General features: G+C 70.1%; 19 protein-coding genes and 1 riboswitch. Of the genes, 10 read left to right on the top strand and 9 right to left on the bottom strand.

Annotation, left to right across the window (positions count from 1 at the left end; genetic code table 11):
- Positions 1–57: 57 nt before the first annotated feature.
- On the bottom strand, positions 58–402 hold the full coding sequence (locus JEQ17_RS33925) for a hypothetical protein (protein ID WP_200398809.1): 345 nt from the start codon (positions 400–402) through the stop codon (positions 58–60).
- Positions 403–454: 52 nt separating this feature from the next.
- Positions 455–568, top strand: a riboswitch (TPP riboswitch).
- On the opposite strand from JEQ17_RS33925, the gene thiO reads away from it, so the two are divergent.
- The 5 genes from thiO (at position 566) to JEQ17_RS33900 (ending at position 5,878) form a co-directional block, all read left to right on the top strand.
- A complete protein-coding gene (gene thiO, locus JEQ17_RS33920) occupies positions 566–1,798 on the top strand; it encodes a glycine oxidase ThiO (protein WP_200398808.1) in 1,233 nt (410 codons plus the stop codon). It overlaps the preceding riboswitch by 3 nt.
- A gap of 2 nt (positions 1,799–1,800) precedes the next feature.
- On the top strand, positions 1,801–2,001 hold the full coding sequence (gene thiS / locus JEQ17_RS33915) for a sulfur carrier protein ThiS (protein WP_055612073.1): 201 nt from the start codon (positions 1,801–1,803) through the stop codon (positions 1,999–2,001).
- Between the two features lie 3 nt (positions 2,002–2,004).
- The gene (locus JEQ17_RS33910; protein ID WP_200398807.1) at positions 2,005–2,799 is read left to right on the top strand and encodes a thiazole synthase; all 795 of its coding nucleotides are present in this window, start codon (positions 2,005–2,007) and stop codon (positions 2,797–2,799) included.
- 141 nt (positions 2,800–2,940) lie between these two features.
- Positions 2,941–4,875: a Stk1 family PASTA domain-containing Ser/Thr kinase gene (gene pknB, locus JEQ17_RS33905; protein ID WP_200398806.1), complete on the top strand. Its 1,935-nt coding sequence runs from the start codon at positions 2,941–2,943 to the stop codon at positions 4,873–4,875.
- A gap of 133 nt (positions 4,876–5,008) precedes the next feature.
- Positions 5,009–5,878 (top strand): deoxyribonuclease IV, encoded by an 870-nt coding sequence (locus tag JEQ17_RS33900; protein WP_200398805.1) that lies wholly within the window; start codon positions 5,009–5,011, stop codon positions 5,876–5,878.
- Between the two features lie 89 nt (positions 5,879–5,967).
- On the opposite strand, the gene JEQ17_RS33895 is transcribed toward JEQ17_RS33900, so the two are convergent.
- Complete coding sequence (locus JEQ17_RS33895; RefSeq protein WP_200398804.1) at positions 5,968–6,600, bottom strand: sulfite oxidase-like oxidoreductase; 633 nt, start codon at positions 6,598–6,600, stop codon at positions 5,968–5,970.
- Positions 6,601–6,785: 185 nt separating this feature from the next.
- Between JEQ17_RS33895 and bfr the strand changes: the two genes are divergently transcribed.
- Positions 6,786–7,265 (top strand): bacterioferritin, encoded by a 480-nt coding sequence (gene bfr / locus JEQ17_RS33890; protein ID WP_143637901.1) that lies wholly within the window; start codon positions 6,786–6,788, stop codon positions 7,263–7,265.
- A 13-nt stretch (positions 7,266–7,278) separates the two neighbouring features.
- Here bfr and JEQ17_RS33885 read toward each other — a convergent pair whose 3' ends face one another.
- Positions 7,279–7,554 carry a (2Fe-2S)-binding protein gene (locus JEQ17_RS33885; protein ID WP_200398803.1) on the bottom strand — a complete coding sequence of 92 codons (276 nt, stop codon included), beginning with the start codon at positions 7,552–7,554 and terminating at the stop codon, positions 7,279–7,281.
- A gap of 131 nt (positions 7,555–7,685) precedes the next feature.
- The gene (locus tag JEQ17_RS33880) at positions 7,686–9,038 is read right to left on the bottom strand and encodes a class II 3-deoxy-7-phosphoheptulonate synthase (protein ID WP_200398802.1); all 1,353 of its coding nucleotides are present in this window, start codon (positions 9,036–9,038) and stop codon (positions 7,686–7,688) included.
- 82 nt (positions 9,039–9,120) lie between these two features.
- On the opposite strand from JEQ17_RS33880, the gene JEQ17_RS50920 reads away from it, so the two are divergent.
- On the top strand, positions 9,121–9,258 hold the full coding sequence (locus JEQ17_RS50920) for a trp operon leader peptide (RefSeq protein WP_407700108.1): 138 nt from the start codon (positions 9,121–9,123) through the stop codon (positions 9,256–9,258).
- A gap of 117 nt (positions 9,259–9,375) precedes the next feature.
- Positions 9,376–11,271 (top strand): anthranilate synthase family protein, encoded by a 1,896-nt coding sequence (locus JEQ17_RS33870; protein ID WP_200398800.1) that lies wholly within the window; start codon positions 9,376–9,378, stop codon positions 11,269–11,271.
- A gap of 279 nt (positions 11,272–11,550) precedes the next feature.
- Here the strand turns inward: JEQ17_RS33870 and JEQ17_RS33865 are convergent, their stop codons facing one another.
- The 4 genes from JEQ17_RS33865 to JEQ17_RS33850 all read right to left on the bottom strand — a co-directional run bounded on the left by JEQ17_RS33865 (position 11,551) and on the right by JEQ17_RS33850 (position 15,567).
- Positions 11,551–12,579: a 6-phosphofructokinase gene (locus tag JEQ17_RS33865; RefSeq protein WP_200398799.1), complete on the bottom strand. Its 1,029-nt coding sequence runs from the start codon at positions 12,577–12,579 to the stop codon at positions 11,551–11,553.
- Positions 12,580–12,723: 144 nt separating this feature from the next.
- Complete coding sequence (locus tag JEQ17_RS33860) at positions 12,724–13,404, bottom strand: response regulator (protein WP_200398798.1); 681 nt, start codon at positions 13,402–13,404, stop codon at positions 12,724–12,726.
- A gap of 79 nt (positions 13,405–13,483) precedes the next feature.
- Positions 13,484–14,734 (bottom strand): MacS family sensor histidine kinase, encoded by a 1,251-nt coding sequence (gene macS / locus JEQ17_RS33855; protein WP_200398797.1) that lies wholly within the window; start codon positions 14,732–14,734, stop codon positions 13,484–13,486.
- Between the two features lie 32 nt (positions 14,735–14,766).
- Positions 14,767–15,567 carry a 1-acyl-sn-glycerol-3-phosphate acyltransferase gene (locus tag JEQ17_RS33850; protein ID WP_200398796.1) on the bottom strand — a complete coding sequence of 267 codons (801 nt, stop codon included), beginning with the start codon at positions 15,565–15,567 and terminating at the stop codon, positions 14,767–14,769.
- Between the two features lie 320 nt (positions 15,568–15,887).
- Between JEQ17_RS33850 and JEQ17_RS33845 the strand changes: the two genes are divergently transcribed.
- Together JEQ17_RS33845 and JEQ17_RS33840 are read left to right on the top strand one after the other, a co-directional pair.
- Positions 15,888–16,697, top strand: coding sequence for an alpha/beta hydrolase (locus tag JEQ17_RS33845; RefSeq protein ID WP_200398795.1), 810 nt, complete (start codon positions 15,888–15,890; stop codon positions 16,695–16,697).
- Positions 16,690–17,352, top strand: a complete 663-nt coding sequence (locus JEQ17_RS33840; RefSeq protein ID WP_200398794.1) for a hypothetical protein — start codon at positions 16,690–16,692, stop codon at positions 17,350–17,352. The genes JEQ17_RS33845 and JEQ17_RS33840 overlap by 8 nt, the downstream gene beginning before the upstream one ends.
- A gap of 85 nt (positions 17,353–17,437) precedes the next feature.
- Here the strand turns inward: JEQ17_RS33840 and JEQ17_RS33835 are convergent, their stop codons facing one another.
- Positions 17,438–18,211: an endonuclease/exonuclease/phosphatase family protein gene (locus JEQ17_RS33835; RefSeq protein WP_200398793.1), complete on the bottom strand. Its 774-nt coding sequence runs from the start codon at positions 18,209–18,211 to the stop codon at positions 17,438–17,440.
- Positions 18,212–18,332 lie beyond the last annotated feature (121 nt).

The raw sequence follows: 18,332 nt of genomic DNA, 5'->3' as shown, positions 1-18,332 counted from the left end.
CATAGACACTGGTGAAATCGTCGGTCAGGGGCGCGATCCGTGAGCTGTTGCACAGCGTCAGCCCTCGTTGACCTCTTCGACCACACTCGTCCCGCTGCCCTCCTGGGACTCCCACTCCCAGGTCTCCTCCAGGCGCACCCGTCCGTCGGCCAGCTCGACGACCGAGGAGACGCAGTGCCCCGACGAGGTGGTGCCGTCCACCTTCAGCTGCACGTACCGGAAGTCGAGCCGGTCGCCCTCGCGCGTGCCCACGAGGTGACCGCGTACGACATCGCCGCCCGCGTACTCGGCCCAGATCTCGCCGTCCTTCTCGTGGTACGAGAACCGGGTGCGGGTGCCCACCTGACCTGGCGCCTGGTCGGCGACCGGCGAGAGGAGGAGACCGTCGAGCGAGCGGGCCATGCGTGAAGGCTCCCTTACAGGCTGTTGGGGCGAAGGGCTAGGGTGGCCAACGTAAAGCACTCGCGGGAGTCCGGACGCACCGGGCTGAGAGGGAGGCTGGGACGGCCTCCGACCGTACGAACCTGATCCGGGTCATGCCGGCGAAGGGAGGGGCTGGACGCCCATGTCGCGTACACCGGAGACATCCGTTTCACCCGGCACAACCGATGCGACCCATGCTTCCCATGCAACCGATACGAGGCGCACGTCGGACGTCCTGGTCGTCGGGGGCGGGATCATCGGCCTGGTCACGGCCTGGCGGGCCGCGCAGCGCGGGTTCACGACCGCGCTCGTGGACCCGGAGCCCGGCGGCGGCGCCGCGCAGGTCGCTGCCGGGATGCTGGCCGCCGTCACCGAACTCCACTACGGCGAGCAGACCCTGCTTGGCCTCAACCTGGCCTCCGCGCGCCGCTATCCGGACTTCGCGGCCGAGCTGACCGAGGCCGCCGGCCAGGACATCGGATACCGGCGGTGCGGCGCGCTGGCCGTCGCGCTCGACGCCGACGACCGCGCCCAGTTGCGCGAAGTGCACGCCCTGCAAGTCCGGTCGGGCCTGGAGTCGGAGTGGCTCAGCGGCCGTGAGTGCCGGCGGCTGGAGCCGATGCTCGCGCCGGGCGTGCGCGGCGGGCTCCGGGTCGACAGCGACCACCAGGTCGATCCCCGGCGGCTCTCCGCCGCCCTGGTCACGGCCTGCGAGCGGGCCGGAGTGACCTTCCACCGGACGTGGGCGGACCGTCTGACCGTCGTACGGGACCGGGCCGTCGGAGTCGTGACGACGGACGGCACCGAGCTTTCGGCGGACCAGGTCGTACTCGCCGGGGGCAGCCTCAGCGGGCGTCTGACGGGCGTCCCCGACGACGTGCTGCCGCCGGTGCGCCCCGTGAAGGGACAGGTGCTGCGACTGACCGTCCCGAAGCGGTTCGCGCCCTTCCTGAGCCGCAGCGTGCGGGCGGTCGTGCGCGGCAGCCACATCTATCTGGTGCCGCGGGAGAGCGGCGAACTGGTCGTCGGCGCGACCAGCGAGGAGCAGGGCTGGGACACCACGGTGACCGCCGGCGGTGTGTACGAACTGCTGCGGGACGCCCACGAACTCGTCCCCGGCATCACCGAACTGCCGCTGACCGAGACGCGGGCCGGACTGCGCCCGGCCTCCCCCGACAACGCGCCCCTGCTCGGCCCGACCGGACTCCCCGGGCTGCTGCTGGCGACCGGCCACTACCGCAACGGCGTACTCCTCACACCCGTCACCGGGGACGCCATGGCGCACGCCCTGACCACCGGTGAACTCCCGGACGTGGCCCGCCCCTTCACACCCAGGCGGTTCGGCGCCGCCGCACTCTCGGAGCAGCACGCATGAGCATGAGCATCTTCGTCAACGGGGAGCGGCGGCAGCTGGCCCCGGACACCGCCCTCGACACCCTCGTCGCCGCGCTCACCGCGGCTCCCTCCGGTGTCGCCGCCGCACTCAACGAAACCGTCGTCCCGCGCGCGCAGTGGTCGAAGACCCTCCTCTCCGAGGGAGACCGCGTCGAAGTCCTCACCGCCGTCCAAGGAGGCTGACCCATGGCCGACGATCCCTTCGTCCTCGGCGGTACGTCCTTCACGTCCCGTCTGATCATGGGCACCGGTGGCGCGCCCAGCCTCGACGTCCTGGAGCGCTCGCTCGTCGCGTCCGGCACCGAGCTGACCACGGTCGCGATGCGCCGCGTGAACCCCGAGGCCCACGGCTCGGTCCTGTCCGTGCTGGAACGGCTGGGCATCCGCGTGCTGCCCAACACGGCGGGCTGCTTCACCGCCGGGGAGGCCGTGCTGACGGCCCGGCTCGCGCGTGAGGCGCTCGGCACGGACCTCGTGAAGCTGGAGGTCATCGCCGACGAGCGCACGCTGCTGCCCGACCCGATCGAGCTGCTCGACGCGGCCGAGACCCTGGTCGACGACGGCTTCACGGTCCTCCCGTACACCAACGACGACCCGGTGCTCGCCCGCAGACTGGAGGACGTGGGGTGCGCCGCGGTCATGCCGCTCGGGTCGCCGATCGGGTCCGGGCTGGGCATCCGCAACCCGCACAACTTCCAGCTGATCGTGGAGCACGCGCGCGTGCCGGTGATCCTGGACGCGGGCGCCGGTACGGCGTCGGACGCGGCGCTCGCCATGGAGCTGGGGTGCCAGGGTGTGATGCTCGCCTCGGCCGTGACCCGGGCGCAGGAGCCGGTGCTCATGGCCGAGGGCATGCGGCACGCGGTCGAGGCGGGCCGGCTCGCGTACCGCGCGGGGCGTATCCCGCGCCGTCACTTCGCCGAGGCGTCGTCTCCCGTGGAGGGTGTCGCCCGGTTGGACCCGGAAAGGCCGGCTTTCTGACCTTTGGCCTGAACACCTGTCTGAATCCAGGCGCCGCACGGATCGGTCACCGTGCGACGTCCGTCACAGCTCGGCTGCAGTACCGCCCCGGATTTGCCCGTGCGGGCGGCGTTGACAGTGGCGGCTCGTACACTCACCTGCGTGGATACGACCCTTCAGGACCCGCTCGTCGGGCACGTGCTCGACGGCCGCTACCGCGTCGACGCGCGCATCGCGGTCGGCGGGATGGCCACGGTCTACCGGGCCGTGGACACCCGCCTGGACCGGGTGCTCGCGCTCAAGGTGATGCACCCGACGCTGGCGGCCGACGCCACGTTCGTCGACCGCTTCATCCGCGAGGCCAAGTCCGTGGCCAGGCTCGCCCACCCGAACGTGGTGCAGGTCTTCGACCAGGGCACGGACGGCAACTTCGTCTATCTGGCGATGGAGTACGTGGCCGGATGCACCCTGCGTGACGTGCTGCGCGAGCGCGGGGCGCTGCAGCCCCGGGCCGCGCTCGACGTCCTGGAGCCGGTCCTCGCCGCGCTCGGCGCCGCGCACCGCGCCGGGTTCGTGCACCGCGACATGAAGCCGGAGAACGTCCTGATAGGGGACGACGGCCGGGTGAAGGTGGCGGACTTCGGCCTCGTACGGGCCGTGGACACGGTCACCAGCACGACGGGGGCCGTGCTCGGCACGGTGTCGTATCTCGCGCCGGAGCAGATAGAGAACGGCACGACCGACCCCCGGGTCGACGTGTACGCCTGCGGCATCCTCCTCTTCGAGATGCTGACCGGCGACCGCCCGCACTACGGGGACTCACCCGCCACCGTGCTCTACAAGCACCTCCACGAGGACGTGCCCCCGCCGTCGGCGTCCGTGCCGGGCCTGGCCTACGAGCTCGACGAGCTGGTCACGACGGCCACCGCGCGCAACCCCGACCTCCGTCCGTACGACGCGGTGGAGCTGCTCTCGCGGGTCCTGGACGCACGGAACGCGCTGAGCGCCGACCAGCTGGACGCCGTCCCGCCGCAAGCGGTCGCGACGGACCACCAGAACGCCGACGACCGTACGAGCGTGATCCCGCTCTCGCTGTCGGTACCGCGGCCGCTCCCGGTGAACGACGACGACGCCGAGCTGAACCGCACGAGCTATCTGCCGTCCCCGCCGCCCGAACCGCCGCGCCGTGGACGTGGCGGCCGTTCGCTGGCGCCCCGTCGCGGCCTGCTCGCGATCGTCGCGGTGGTGCTGCTGGCCCTCGGCCTCGGCGCGGGCGTCTGGTACATCAACTCCGGCCAGTTCACCAATGTCCCGGCGGTGCTCTCGAAGACCGAGGCGCAGGCCAGGAAGCAGCTCACGGACGCCGGTCTCGACGTGAAGGACGTCAAGCGCAGCTTCAGCGACACCGTCAAGCCCGGCCGGGTCATCAGCAGTGACCCGAAACCGGGCGCCCGGATCCGGGACAACGACTCCGTGTCGCTGACGGTCTCCAAGGGCCCGGAGATCGTGCGCGTGCCGGACCTGGAGGGCTACTCGCTGGACAAGGCCAAGCAGCGCCTGAAGAGCGAGGGCCTGGTGGCGGGCATGGTCACCAAGGGCTTCAGCGACGACGTACCGGTGGGCTTCGTGATCCGTACGGAGCCGGGGGCGGGCACCGAGCGCCGCGGCGGTTCGGCGATCGCGCTCACCGTCAGCAAGGGCAACCCGGTGGACGTGCCCGACGTCGTGGGTGACGACCTGGAGGACGCCAGGCAGGAGCTGGAGGACGCCGGTCTGACGGTCGAGGTCGCCTCCGAGCAGGTCACGTCCGAGTACGAGGCCGGCCAGGTCGCCAAGCAGTCACCGGACCCCGACACCAGGGCGGCCGGCGGCGACACCGTGACGCTGACGGTGTCCAAGGGCCCGGAGATGATCGAGGTCCCGGACGTCGTGGGCGACAGCGTCGACGACGCGAAGCAGGAGCTGGAGGCGGCCGGTTTCAAGGTCGAGGAGGACCGCGGTCTGCTGGGCCTCTTCGGCGACACGGTCAAGGGCCAGTCGGTGGACGGCGGCGACACGGCACCCGAGGGATCGACGATCACGATCGAGATCCGCTGACGCGGACGCAGACGCAGACGGGCACAACAGCAGACGGGCGCGCAGGCACAGGCAGGCATGCCGGGCGCGCCCAGGCACCCGCAGGGACATGGCCGCCGACGGGGTTACCGGGACCGCGTGACACCCTGAAGGGGTGAGCACTCAGCAGTCCCGCAACCCCGTCGGCGGCCATGTCCCCGTCGCCGGAGGCCTCGCCTCCGTCGGCCTCTCGTACGCCCGCGAGCTGGCCGCCGAGACCGTCCAGGTCTTCGTCGCCAACCCGCGCGGCTGGGCGACTCCGCCCGGCAACCCCCTCCAGGACGACGAGTTCCGCGCGGCCTGCGCCGCCGAGTCGATCCCCGCGTACGTCCATGCGCCCTATCTGATCAACTTCGGCTCGCACACCGAGGCGACCGTGGAGAAGTCGGTGGAGTCGCTGCGGCACTCGCTGCGGCGCGGGCGGGCCATCGGGGCGCTGGGCGTCGTCGTGCACACGGGGTCGGCGACCGGTGGCCGGGAGCGATCGGTCGCGCTGAAGCAGGTCCGCGAGCACCTGCTGCCGCTGCTGGACGAGCTGACCCACGACGACGACCCGTTCCTGCTGCTGGAGTCGACCGCCGGACAGGGCTCTTCGCTCTGCTCACGGACCTGGGACTTCGGACCGTACTTCGAGGCGCTCGACTCCCATCCGAAGCTGGGCGTCTGCCTGGACACCTGCCACATCTTCGCGGCGGGCCACGACCTCACCGGGCCCAGCGGGATGCACCAGACGCTCGACCTGCTGGTGGACACGGTCGGCGAGGGCCGGCTGAAACTGATCCACGCCAACGACTCCAAGGACGTGGCCGGCGCCCACAAGGACCGCCACGAGAACATCGGCGCCGGGCACATCGGCGAGGACCCGTTCCGTGCACTGATGACCCACCCCGCCACCGAGGGCGTACCGCTGATCATCGAGACGCCCGGCGGCAAGGAGGGGCACGCTGCGGACGTGGAGCGGCTGAAGAAGCTCCGGGACGGCTGAGCGAAGCCTCAAGAACCTCAGCCCGGAAGGCTCAGTTCAGGAAGCTCGGCTCGGAAAACCCGGCTCGGGAACTCAGGAAAGCGCGGGGCTCAGAGCTCGGGTCCGTCCCCGGGCTCCTCCTGGTACGAGTAGCGCTGTTCGCGCCAGGGGTCGCCGATGTTGTGGTAGCCGCGCTCCTCCCAGAAGCCGCGGCGGTCGGCCGTCATGTACTCGACGCCGCGCACCCACTTGGGACCCTTCCACGCGTACAGCTGCGGCACGACGAGACGCAGCGGGAAGCCGTGTTCCGCGGTGAGCAGTTCGCCGTCCTTGTGGGTGGCGAAGATCGAGCGGTCGGACGCGAAGTCGTCGAGGCGCAGATTCGAGCTGAAGCCGTACTCGGCCCAGACCATCACATGGGTGACGGTGGGCGCGGGCGGGGCGATCTCCAGGATCGTACGGGCCGGGATGCCGCCCCACTCCGCACCGATCATGCTGAACTTGGTGACGCAGTGCAGATCGGCCACGACCGTGGCGTACGGCAGGGCGGTGAACTCCTCGTGGGTCCAGCAGTGCTTCTCGCTGTCGGCGGTGGCGCCGAAGACCCTGAACTCCCAGCGCTCGGGGCGGAACTTCGGCACGGGCCCGTAGTGCGTGACCGGCCAGCCCCGCTGAAGTCGCTGCCCCGGCGGAAGCTCGGACTGCGCTGCTTCTCCAGATTCACGACCCACCGGCTGACCCATGACTCCATCCTGACAGACCTCGGACGATGGGCATGACCAGGTACGCATCGACCCCGACAACTCGGTACAACCAGGACTAAGCAAGTACTTACTTACTAAGCATGCACTTACTGGACGATCTTCTACGCCGGTGCAATCATGCGGCGCAACCTGCCAGTTCCCCCCGCTTGGAAGGAGCCTCTGCGATGCAGGGCGATCCCGAGGTCATCGAATTCCTCAACGAGCAGCTGACCGCCGAACTCACCGCGATCAACCAGTACTTCCTGCACGCGAAGATGCAGGAGAACTTCGGCTGGACGAAGCTCGCGAAGTACACGCGGCACGAGTCCATCGACGAGATGAAGCACGCGGAGATCCTGACCGACCGCATCCTCTTCCTGGACGGCCTGCCGAACTACCAGCGGCTGTTCCACGTCCGCGTCGGGCAGACGGTCACGGAGATGTTCCAGGCGGACCGGCAGGTCGAGGTCGAGGCGATCGACCGGCTCAAGCGCGGTATCGAGGTGATGCGGACCAAGGGCGACATCACGTCCGCGAACATCTTCGAGTCGATCCTCGAGGACGAGGAGCACCACATCGACTATCTGGACACCCAGCTGGAGCTGGTGGAGAAGCTCGGCGAGGCGCTCTACATCGCGCAGCTCATCGAGCAGCCGGACAGCTGAACCGGCCGGACAGCTAGGCGGCCTCTTCCAGCGCTTCCACTTCGGAGAGCACAGGCATGCCCTGGTCGGCCAGCTCGCGCCGGGGGCAGTCACCCCTGCCCAGCAGTGCCTGAATGCGTCGTACGCACGAGCCGCAGTCGGTGCCCGCCTTGCAGGCCGACGCTATCTGCCGGGGGGTGCAGGCACCCTCGTCCGCGTGCTTCTTCACCTGCGCCTCGGTCACCCCGAAGCAGTTGCAGACGTACACGCGGATCACCTCCCGACGGGATTCGTTGGGTCGTCGTGCCATCCCGATAATCGGTGAGGCTAACCTAACCTTACCCGCCTGACCTGAGCCGCAAAAGTGCGATGGGGCGCGGATCGTATGTGATCCGCGCCCCAATGCATGCTCCTGTAACAGCCGAAACGGCTGCCGGCCCACTACTGGTCCCGGTACATCTCCGCCACCAGGAAGGCCAGGTCCAGGGACTGGCTGCGGTTGAGGCGCGGGTCGCAGGCCGTCTCGTAGCGCTGGTGCAGGTCGTCGACGAAGATCTCGTCGCCGCCGCCCACGCACTCGGTGACGTCGTCACCGGTGAGCTCGACGTGGATGCCGCCCGGGTGGGTGCCCAGGCCCTTGTGGACCTCGAAGAAGCCCTTGACCTCGTCGAGCACGTCGTCGAAGCGGCGGGTCTTGTGGCCGGAGGCCGCCTCGTACGTGTTGCCGTGCATCGGGTCGGTGATCCAGGCGACGGTCGCGCCCGAGGCGGTGACCTTCTCGACCAGCTCGGGCAGCTTGTCGCGGACCTTGTCGGCGCCCATGCGGACGATGAAGGTCAGCCGGCCGGGCTCACGGTCCGGGTCGAGGCGCTCGATGTACTGCAGCGCGTCCTCGGCCGTCGTCGTCGGGCCCAGCTTGATGCCGATCGGGTTACGGATCTTCGAGGCGAACTCGATGTGCGCGCCGTCCAGCTGACGGGTGCGCTCACCGATCCACACCATGTGCCCGGAGACGTCGTACAGGTGGCCCGTACGGGAGTCGACCCTGGTCAGCGCCGATTCGTAGTCGAGGAGCAGCGCCTCGTGGGAGGCGTAGAACTCGACGGTCTTGAACTCCTCCGGGTCGGCCCCGCAGGCGTGCATGAAGTTCAGCGCCTGGTCGATCTCGCGCGCCAGCTGCTCGTAGCGCTGGCCCGACGGCGAGGTCTTCACGAAGTCCTGGTTCCAGGCGTGCACCTGGCGCAGGTCGGCGTAGCCGCCGGTCGTGAAGGCGCGCACCAGGTTGAGCGTGGAGGCAGAGGCGTTGTACATCCGCTTCAGGCGCTCGGGGTCCGGGATGCGGGCCTTCTCGTTGAACTCGAAGCCGTTGACCGAGTCGCCGCGGTAGGTCGGCAGGGTCACGCCGTCGCGGGTCTCGGTGCCCTTGGAGCGCGGCTTGGAGTACTGGCCGGCGATGCGGCCGACCTTCACGACCGGCACGGACGCCGCGTACGTGAGGACGGCGCCCATCTGGAGCAGGGTCTTGAGCTTGTTGCGGATGTGGTCGGCGGACACGGCGTCGAAGGCCTCGGCGCAGTCGCCGCCCTGAAGCAGGAACGCCTCGCCCTTGGCGACGGCTCCCAGCCGGGCGCGCAGCTGGTCGCACTCGCCGGCGAAGACGAGCGGCGGATACGACTCGAGGTCCGCGATCACATCGCGCAGAGCCTCGGCATCGGGGTACTCGGGCTGCTGCGCCGCGGGCAGGTCTCGCCAGGTGTTGCCAGCGCTTGCGCTGGACTTAGCGTTCACGGTCACGACCTCAACATTACGGGGTCGTGTCGGGCGTCCATCCCCATGCTCATCAATTGAGACGGGGCGCGCTCGATCGAACGCCCCGATGTGCACGCCGTGCGTACGCCGTATGTACGCCGTCACACAGGGTTTCGCATGGGGTAAGGTGCGGCGCATGTTCGCGCACTCGATCCAGAACTTGATCCAGAACTGGTGGTGGACCGCTCATCCGGCGGCCCACTGACTGCGCGTACGCAAGACTTCGCGAAGGCCGCCCGAGGGGCGGCCTTCGGTGTTTTCGCGACCGGGACCGTTCCTCTCCACTCCTCTCCCACGAGACGCCGAGAAGGAACCCGGACCCATGAATCTGCTCGACCTGCTGGACGATCCCCGCCCTTTCGCCCTGCTGCGCCGCCGTACGCCGGGCCGCTCCGCCGAGAAGAACGACACCGTGGAGCTGCTGCTCGGCCCGGTCACCGAGTACGAGCGGCTGGCCGACATCCCCGAGGGCCTCGCCCTCGTCCCGTACCGCCAGATCCGGGAGCGCGGCTTCGACGTCCGCGACGACGGCACCCCGCTCGCGGTGCTCACCCCCGAGGAGTCGTACGAACTCCCCCTGGAGCAGGCCCTGTCGGAGCTGCCCGCGCACGACGTGCGGGTCGAGAGCGGTGGCTTCGACGTCGGGGACGAGGCGTACGCGGAGATCGTCGGGCGGGTGCTGCACGAGGAGATCGGGCGGGGCGAGGGCGCGAACTTCGTCATCCGGCGGACGTACGAGGGCAGGATCCCGGGGTTCGGACGGGCCGACGCGCTGGCCCTCTTCCGGCGGCTGCTGGTGGGTGAGCGGGGCGCGTACTGGACGTTCGTCGTGCACACGGGAGAGCGGACGCTGGTCGGGGCGAGCCCGGAGGTGCATGTCCGGATGTCCGGCGGGACGGTCGTGATGAACCCGATCAGCGGAACGTACCGCTATCCCGCCGAGGGGCCGACGCCCGAGGACCTGCTGGGCTTCCTGGCCGACGGCAAGGAGATCGAGGAGCTCTCGATGGTCGTCGACGAGGAGCTCAAGATGATGTGCACGGTCGGTGACATGGGCGGAGTCGTGATCGGGCCGCGACTGAAGGAGATGGCCCATCTCGCGCACACCGAGTACGAGTTGCGGGGCAAGTCGTCGCTGGATGTGCGGGAGGTGCTCAAGGAGACCATGTTCGCGGCGACGGTCACCGGGTCGCCGGTGCAGAACGCCTGCCGGGTGATCGAGCGGCACGAGGTGGGCGGGCGCGGGTACTACGCGGGTGCCCTGGCGCTGATCGGGCGCGATTCGGGTGGGGCCCAGACCCTCGACTCCCCCATCCTCATCCGGACCGCCGACATCGACGGGGACGGCCGGCTGCGGGTCCCGGTCGGCGCGACGCTCGTACGGGGGTCGGACCCGGCGAGCGAGGTCGCCGAGACGCATGCGAAGGCGGCCGGGGTGCTGGCTGCGCTGGGGGTACGCCCCGGCCGGCCGCGGGACACGGACGTACGGGTGAGTCTCGCGGACGACCCGCGGGTGCGGGCGGCGCTGGACGGGCGGCGGGCGGCGCTGGCGCCGTTCTGGCTGCGGATGCAGGAGCGGTCGGCCGAGTTGGAGGGCCATGCGCTGGTCGTGGACGGGGAGGACACGTTCACGGCGATGCTCGCGCATCTGCTGCGCTCGTCGGGGCTTGAGGTGACCGTCCGGCGGTACGACGAGCCGGGGCTGCGGGAGGCGGTGCTCGCGCACGAGGGTCCGCTGGTGCTGGGGCCGGGTCCGGGTGACCCCTCGGACACGACGGACCCGAAGATGGCCTTCCTGCGCGGCCTGACCGCGGAGGTGATCCGCGGCCACCGGCACGGCGTGCTGGGGGTCTGCCTCGGGCATGAGCTGATCGCGGCGGAGCTGGGCCTGGAGACCGTCCGCAAGGAGATCCCCTACCAGGGTGCCCAGACGGACATCGACCTCTTCGGCCGGACGGAGACCGTCGGTTTCTACAACAGCTTCGTGGCGCGCTGCGACGACGAGGCTGCGGTGGAACTGGCGGCCCATGGGGTCGAGGTCAGCCGCAGCGCGGCGGGCGAGGTGCACGCGCTGCGCGGGCCTGGCTTCGCCGGGGTCCAGTTCCATCCGGAGTCGGTGCTGACGCTGCGCGGCACGGACGTCGTACGGGAACTGGTGGCTCAGGTGGTCGCGGGGGCGGGCACCAGCACGTTCTCGGAGCGGCGGCCCGCCGTGTAGTCGAGGACGAAGAGTCCGGCCGCCGCCACGCTCGTGAAGCGTGCCGGAGGTTTTTCGCCCCCGCCGCCCCTACCCATTCCCGTCACTACTCGGGGGCCAGCCCCCGAACCCCCGCTCCTCAAACGCCGGAGGGGCTGGATCTTCGCGGCCCGGGCCGACAACTTCAGCCCGTCCGGCGTTTGAGGACGAGCGCGTCAGCGCGATACGGGGGTTCGGGGGCGGAGCCCCTGAGTAAGGGACGGGAATGGGTAGGGGCGGCGGGGGCGAGGAAAGCCTGGGTCAGCCGAAGAAGACTCCTACCTCCTCGTAGAGGCGGGGGTCCACCGTCTTCAGGCGGGCCGTGGCCTCGGCGATGGGGACACGCACGATGTCGGTGCCCTGGAGCGCGACCATCTTGCCGAAGTCACCGTCCCGGACGGCATCGATGGCGTGCAGGCCGAAGCGGGTGGCCAGCCAGCGGTCGAAGGCACTGGGAGTTCCGCCACGCTGAACGTGGCCCAGGACCGTCGTGCGGGCCTCCTTCCCCGTGCGGCGCTCGATCTCCTTGGACAGCCACTCCCCCACCCCGGAGAGGCGGACGTGACCGAAGGAGTCCAGCGACCCGTCCTTGAGGACCATGTCGCCGTCCTTCGGCATAGCCCCCTCCGCCACGACCACGATCGGCGCGTACGAGGCCTTGAAGCGCGAGGTCACCCACGCACAGACCTGGTCGACGTCGAACCGCTGCTCGGGGATGAGGATGACGTTCGCGCCGCCCGCCAGGCCCGAGTGGAGCGCGATCCAGCCCGCGTGCCGCCCCATCACCTCGCAGACGAGCACCCGCATGTGCGACTCGGCGGTGGTGTGCAGCCGGTCGATCGCCTCGGTCGCGATACCGACGGCGGTGTCGAAGCCGAAGGTGTAGTCGGTGGCGGAGAGGTCGTTGTCGATGGTCTTCGGGACGCCGACCACCGGGACGCCGTACTCGTCGGTGAGACGCGCGGCGACGCCCAGTGTGTCCTCGCCGCCGATCGCGATGAGCGCGTCGACCTCCAGCTTGGCGAGGTTCTCCTTGATCCGGCGGATGCCGTTCTCGACCTTGAGGGGGTTGGTGCGCGAGGAGCCGATGATGGTGCCGCCACGGGGCAGGATGCCGCGCACGGCGGGAATGTCGAGCCGGACGGCGTCACCCTCCAGGGGCCCCCGCCAGCCGTCCCGGAAGCCGGTGAAGTCGTAGCCGTACTCCTGAACGCCCTTGCGGACGATGCCCCGGATGACGGCGTTGAGCCCGGGGCAGTCGCCGCCTCCGGTCAGTACTCCGACCCGCATGGAAAAGTCCCTTCGCCGCGGTTGGCTGATGGGACTCACGCTAATAGTGATCCAGGTCACTTCAGCAGAGGGCGGAAGGTCAATTCCGGTGAATTGTGCGGGGGTTGATCATGCGTCTTCACTCTTTGGTGGTACGCGGACGGTTTACGCGTCGTCGAGGCCCCGCTCTATGGCATAGCGCACCAGCTCCACACGGTTGTGGAGCTGGAGCTTGCCCAGGGTGTTCTGCACATGGTTCTGGACCGTGCGGTGGGAGATCACCAGGCGCTCGGCGATCTGCTTGTAGCTCAGGCCCTTGGCGACCAGCCGGAGCACCTCGGTCTCACGGTCGGTGAGCTGCGGCGCCTTGGGCTCGTCGCCGCCCGTGGCGGGCCCGGGGTCGGACGCGAGTCTGCGGTACTCGCCGAGGACCAGGCCCGCGAGCCCGGGCGTGAAGACGGGGTCGCCGACGGCCGTGCGGCGCACCGCGTCGATCACTTCGTCCGTGGACGCCGACTTGAGCAGATAGCCGGTGGCCCCCGACTTGACCGCCTCCAGTACGTCCGCGTGCTCGCCGCTCGCGGAGAGGACCAGGACACGCAGGGCGGGATTGACCCCGACCAGCTCCTTGCAGACCTGCACCCCGGGCTTGGCCGGCAGGTTCAGGTCCAGGACGAGGACATCGGGGGCGGCGGCCTGCGCACGGCGCACCGCCTGCTCGCCGTCGCCCGCCGTGGCGACCACGTCGAACCCCGACTCGGCCAGGTCGCGCGCGACCGCGTCGCGCCACATGGGGTGGTCGTCCACCACCATGACCCTGATCGGGCCGCCCTGTCCGTCACTCATCGCCGTCCCGCCTTCGCCTTCGCCATGACCTCCGTGGTCCTCCCCGTCGGCTTCCTCGTCTGCTTCCCTGTCGCCCTTGTCATCGCTGCTCCGCCTTCCCCCGTGGACCCTTCGGGTCCTTCACGTTCGTCACGTCCGCCTTCGGGACCTTCAGTTCGACCTCGGTGCCCTGGCCAGGCACCGAGATCAGCTCGGCCGTGCCCCCGATCTCGCGCAGCCGTCCGCGGATCGAGAGGGCCACGCCGAGGCGGCCCTCCCCCTCGGCCTGGGCGAGCCTGCCCTCGGGGATGCCGGGACCGTCGTCCCGTACGGTCACGATCACCTCGTCCGGCTCGTCCTCGACCAGGATCCACGCGCGGGCGTCCGCGCCCACGTGCCGGTGGACGTTGTCCAGGGCGGCACCGACGGCGGCGGCCAGCTCCTTCGCGGCGGCCGGGTCGAGCGGCACCGGGGTGCCCGGCGCGGAGAAGGTCACCTTCGCGGTGGCGTACGGGGCGAGCAGCGAGCGCAGGTCGCAGGGGCTTCCGTCGTCCGGGTCCGGCTCGTCCACCGCGCGCACCAGGGCGCCCTCGGCCTCGTCCTCGGACACGCGTGAGACCGGTACGAGCCCGCCCGAGACCAGTGTGCGCAGCGCGACCTCCTGTTCGCCCGCGAGGCGGCCCAGTTCCGCGGCCTCTCCGCCGAGCGTGGCACCGCGCCGCTGCACCATGGCCAGCACCTGCAGGACGCCGTCGTGGATGTCGCGGGCGAGCCGCTCCCGCTCGCGCGTCGCGGCCTCGATCTCCAGGGCGCGGGCGAGGGTGCGCTCGGAGGCGCGGGCCACCTCGACGACGTATCCGATGGCGATGGAGGCGACCCAGACGAGCAGCACGTTGTGGAGGGTGTCCTGGCTGAGCGCGCCGCGCTGGACGACGTTGGCGACGCCGACGAGCGCCGAGGCGAAGGCCGCCCAGCGCCAGCCGCCCTTGATCGCGAACGCCAGCACGGAACCCGCGGTCCATATCGACGGGAGGGTCGGGCCGCCGGCCACGATCCGGTCGTGGGCGTCCGCGACCGGCGTGAGCAGGATGCCGGTGAGCGCGATCGTCAGGTCGACGGCGAGGAAGCGCTTGGTGCAGCTGGCCGCGTTGGCCACCCTGGGCAGGGTCCCGAAGGTCCAGGCGATGAGCACCAGGTAGTAGCCGATGGCCACTTCGGGACGGACGAAGCTGCCGTAGTGGGTGGCGAAGAGGCCGATCGCGTAGAACATCGTCAGGACCCGGTACCCGGTCAGCGCACGCCACAGGGGCTGCTCGACCGACATCCTCATGACTCTCTCGCGCTTGGCCATGTCCCCCACTACCCCATCCCCGACGGTCGCGTCTAGGAGTCGGACCGTTCCTTCTCGTCCTTCTCGGTCTGTTTCTCCGCCTGCTTCTCCGCCTGTGCGGCTTCCTTCTGCGCTTGCTCGGCTTCCTTCTGGGCTTCCTTGTGCGCCTGTTTCTGCGCCTTCGCCTCGTCCGCGATCTGCCGTTTGGCGGCGGTCGCGTAGATGTCGACGTATTCCTGCCCGGAGAGCTTCATGATCTCGTACATGACCTCGTCGGTCACGGCGCGCAGGACGAACCGGTCGTGCTCCATGCCGTTGTACCGGCTGAAGTCCAGCGGCCTGCCGATGCGGATGCCCGGGCGCATCAGCTTGGGCATCACCTTCCCCGGCGGCTGGATCTTCTCGGTGTCGATCATGGCGACCGGGATGACGGGAGCGCCGGTGGCGAGCGCCACGCGCGCGAGGCCGCCGGGCTTGCCCCGGTAGAGGCGGCCGTCGGGCGACCGCGTGCCCTCGGGATAGATGCCGAACAGCTCGCCGCGCTCGATGACGTCCACGCCGCTCTTGATCGCCGCCTCGCCCGCGCCACGTCCTCCGGAGCGGTCCACCGGCAGCTGGCCGACGCCCTTGAAGAAGGCGGCCGTCATCCGGCCCTTGACGCCGGGTGTCGTGAAGTACTCGGCCTTCGCGATGAACGTCACCTTGCGGTCCAGGACCGCGGGCAGGAAGAACGAGTCCGAGAACGACAGGTGATTGCTCGCCAGGATGGCCGGGCCGTCGGCGGGAATATTCTCGAGGCCTTCCACCCAGGGCCTGAAAGCGAGCTTCAGGGGCCCTCCGATGGAAAACTTCATTGCGCCGTAGATCAACCGAGTGCCTCCTGTGTCTGTCGGTCAGACCTTAACTCGGAGCACTGTCAAAGGGCCCGACGGCCCTGGTCGGTGTCAGTGCGGTCGCGTACGGTGAAGTACGCCTCGAAGCTTCGGGGCGGTCGTCGCGTCGCCCCGGAATGAACAGGGAACCGTTCTCCCGAATGAACAGTTCTCGATGAACAGCCGTCCCTCTTCATGAGTCGTCCTTCTTCCCAGAGCGTCCTTCCGCCATCGTCCAAGAGCCTCCTTCTTCCATGAGTCGTCCCATGAGTCGTCCCTCTTCAATGAACAGGAGACCGAAGGTGCCGGTCCTTCCTGGAGCCGAGCCGTTCCGCCACGAGGGCGGAGAGGTCGGGGTCCTTCTCTGCCACGGGTTCACCGGTTCTCCGCAGTCGCTGCGCCCCTGGGCGGAGTATCTCGCCGAGCGCGGTCTGACCGTCGCGCTGCCGCTGCTGCCCGGGCACGGCACGCGCTGGGAGGACATGCAGCTCACCGGCTGGCAGGACTGGTACGCGGAGGTGGACCGCGAGCTGCGCGCCCTGCGCGAGCGCTGCTCCCAGGTCTTCGTCTTCGGCCTCTCCATGGGCGGCGCCCTCACCCTGCGGCTCGCCGCCAAGCACGGCGACGAGATCAGCGGCATCGTGGTCGTCAACCCGGCGAACAAGGTGCACGGCCTGTCGGCGTACGCCCTTCCCGTACTGCGGCATCTCGTCCGTACGACAAAGGGTCTGACCAGCGACATCGCGAAGGAGGGCAGCTTCGAGGTCGGCTACGACAAGGTGCCCCTGCACGCGGCGCACTCGTTGCGGAACTTCTTCCGGCTGGTCGACGGCGAGCTCCCGCAGGTGACGCAGCCGATGCTGCTCCTGCACAGCCCGCAGGACCATGTCGTGCCGCCCGCCGACTCGGCCCGCATCCTCAGCCGGGTGTCGTCGACCGACGTCGCGGAGATACTCCTGGAACAGAGCTACCACGTCGCGACGTTGGACCACGACGCGGACCGGATCTTCGAGGAGAGCTTCGCCTTCGTCTCCCGGCTCGCACCCGGCGCCGGCAAGGAGACCGGCGCGGGCCAGGCGGGTCAGCAGGAAGGGACGGCCACTGGTGGCTGAGCACGACGCGGACCGCGAACCCGAGGAGAAGGACGCGCCGTCCGGCGAGGAACAGGGCCCGTCGTTCGACGAGGCCGCGGCGTGGGAGGCGATCGTCGCGGGGTACGGCGACGAACCGCCCGACCCGCCCGGCGCCAAGCCCTTCAAGTCGATCGAGGACCTGGCGCTCCTGGAGCCCGAGACGAACGACTCGGGCGACACCGACACGAAGAGCGCGAGAAACCCCAAGACCTCCAAGGACACGAAGGGCGCAACGGACGCCACCGAGGCCGCGGAGCCGGCGGCGGAGGACGAGCCCTCCGCCGAGAAGCCGCTCGGCAGCTCCGTCGCCTTCGCGCCCGGTGTCTCCGGCCCACGCGACTACTCGATGCCCGAACCGGCCGAGGAGGACTTCGACGAGGACGACGAGGGCCACTTCGTGCCGCCCGAGCCGCCCCCGCTGCCCGCCGCGGACGCGACGGCCAAGTTCGCCTGGCTGGCCGTGATCGGCGGCCCGCTCCTGCTGCTCCTCGCCGTCCTGCTCGGCTGGACCATGACCTGGTGGCTCGCCACCATCGGCATCGGCGGTTTCCTCGGCGGCTTCGCCACGCTGGTGGGCCGTATGCGCGGCGACGACGAAGACGAGGACGACCCGGGGCGCGGCGCGGTCGTCTGACCCTGTTCCCGGCCCGTATCGGTACATGTACGAGGGCCCGTCCGGAGACGCTCCGGGCGGGCCCTCGCCTATGGAAGGGCCCCGTCTATGGCCGGGGAGCGGCGGGCACCCTGAGGGCCGCCAGGACCGGCAGGTGGTCCGTGGCGGCCCGCAGATCGGCCTCCGTCACGCCGGGGTGGCCGAGCGGTACCCCGCAGCCCAGGACCTCCACGCCCTCCGTGGCGAAGAGCGCGTCGATGCGCTGATGGGGGTCGGCGGGGGTCGAGGTGTACTCCGCGCCCCAGGGGGCCACCGCCCAGCCGTCCTGAAGCTCTGTGGCCAGGCGTTTGAAGGTGCGGCCGTTCGGTCGTTCGTTGAGGTCGCCGCCCGCGACGGCGTGCGGGGTGCCCAGGGCTGCGAGGCGGTCGAGGAGCATGCCGCCCTGCTCGTGGCGCTCGTCCTTCTGGAGGGAGAGATGGCAGCTCAGTACGCCGAGACGGGCGCCGCCGAAGCGGACGACCGCGGTGGCGAAGCCGCGTCTGTGCAGTCCCGGGGTGAGCGGGAGCAGTACGTCCTCGGTGTGCTCGACCGTCGCCCGCAGCGAGCAGAGGAGGGCGGGGCCCGATGCCGTGCCGCCGCCGGAGAGGATCACCTGGCCGGACGCGGCGGCCAGCCGGGCCAGTTTCTTGCGCCACCGGAAGAAGCGGGGGGCTTCCTGAACCAGCACGAGGTCCGGTTCGCAGGCGGCGATCACGCGGGCGAGTGCGGTGGTGTCGTCTCGCATGGAGCGGATGTTGTAGCTGAGGACCCGGATGACGGCCGAGCCGTCGGATTCCGTACGGGACGCTGGTAGCGGACTGGCTGCGGGGCTGGTCGGCATGGTGATCAAGATATAGGGCGGGGGGTGTCGGGTCGTGGTTTTACCGCGGGCCGGTGGGGGCTGGTCGCGCAGTTCCCCGCGCCCCTTAAACGCAGGGGGCTATCGCCTTCAGGGGCGCGGG

Origin of the sequence: Streptomyces liliifuscus, assembly GCF_016598615.1 — a bacterium.
Lineage (GTDB): Bacteria > Actinomycetota > Actinomycetes > Streptomycetales > Streptomycetaceae > Streptomyces > Streptomyces liliifuscus.
The sequence above is the reverse complement of the archived record's forward strand: the minus strand, read 5'-3'. Positions and strand labels throughout refer to the sequence as shown.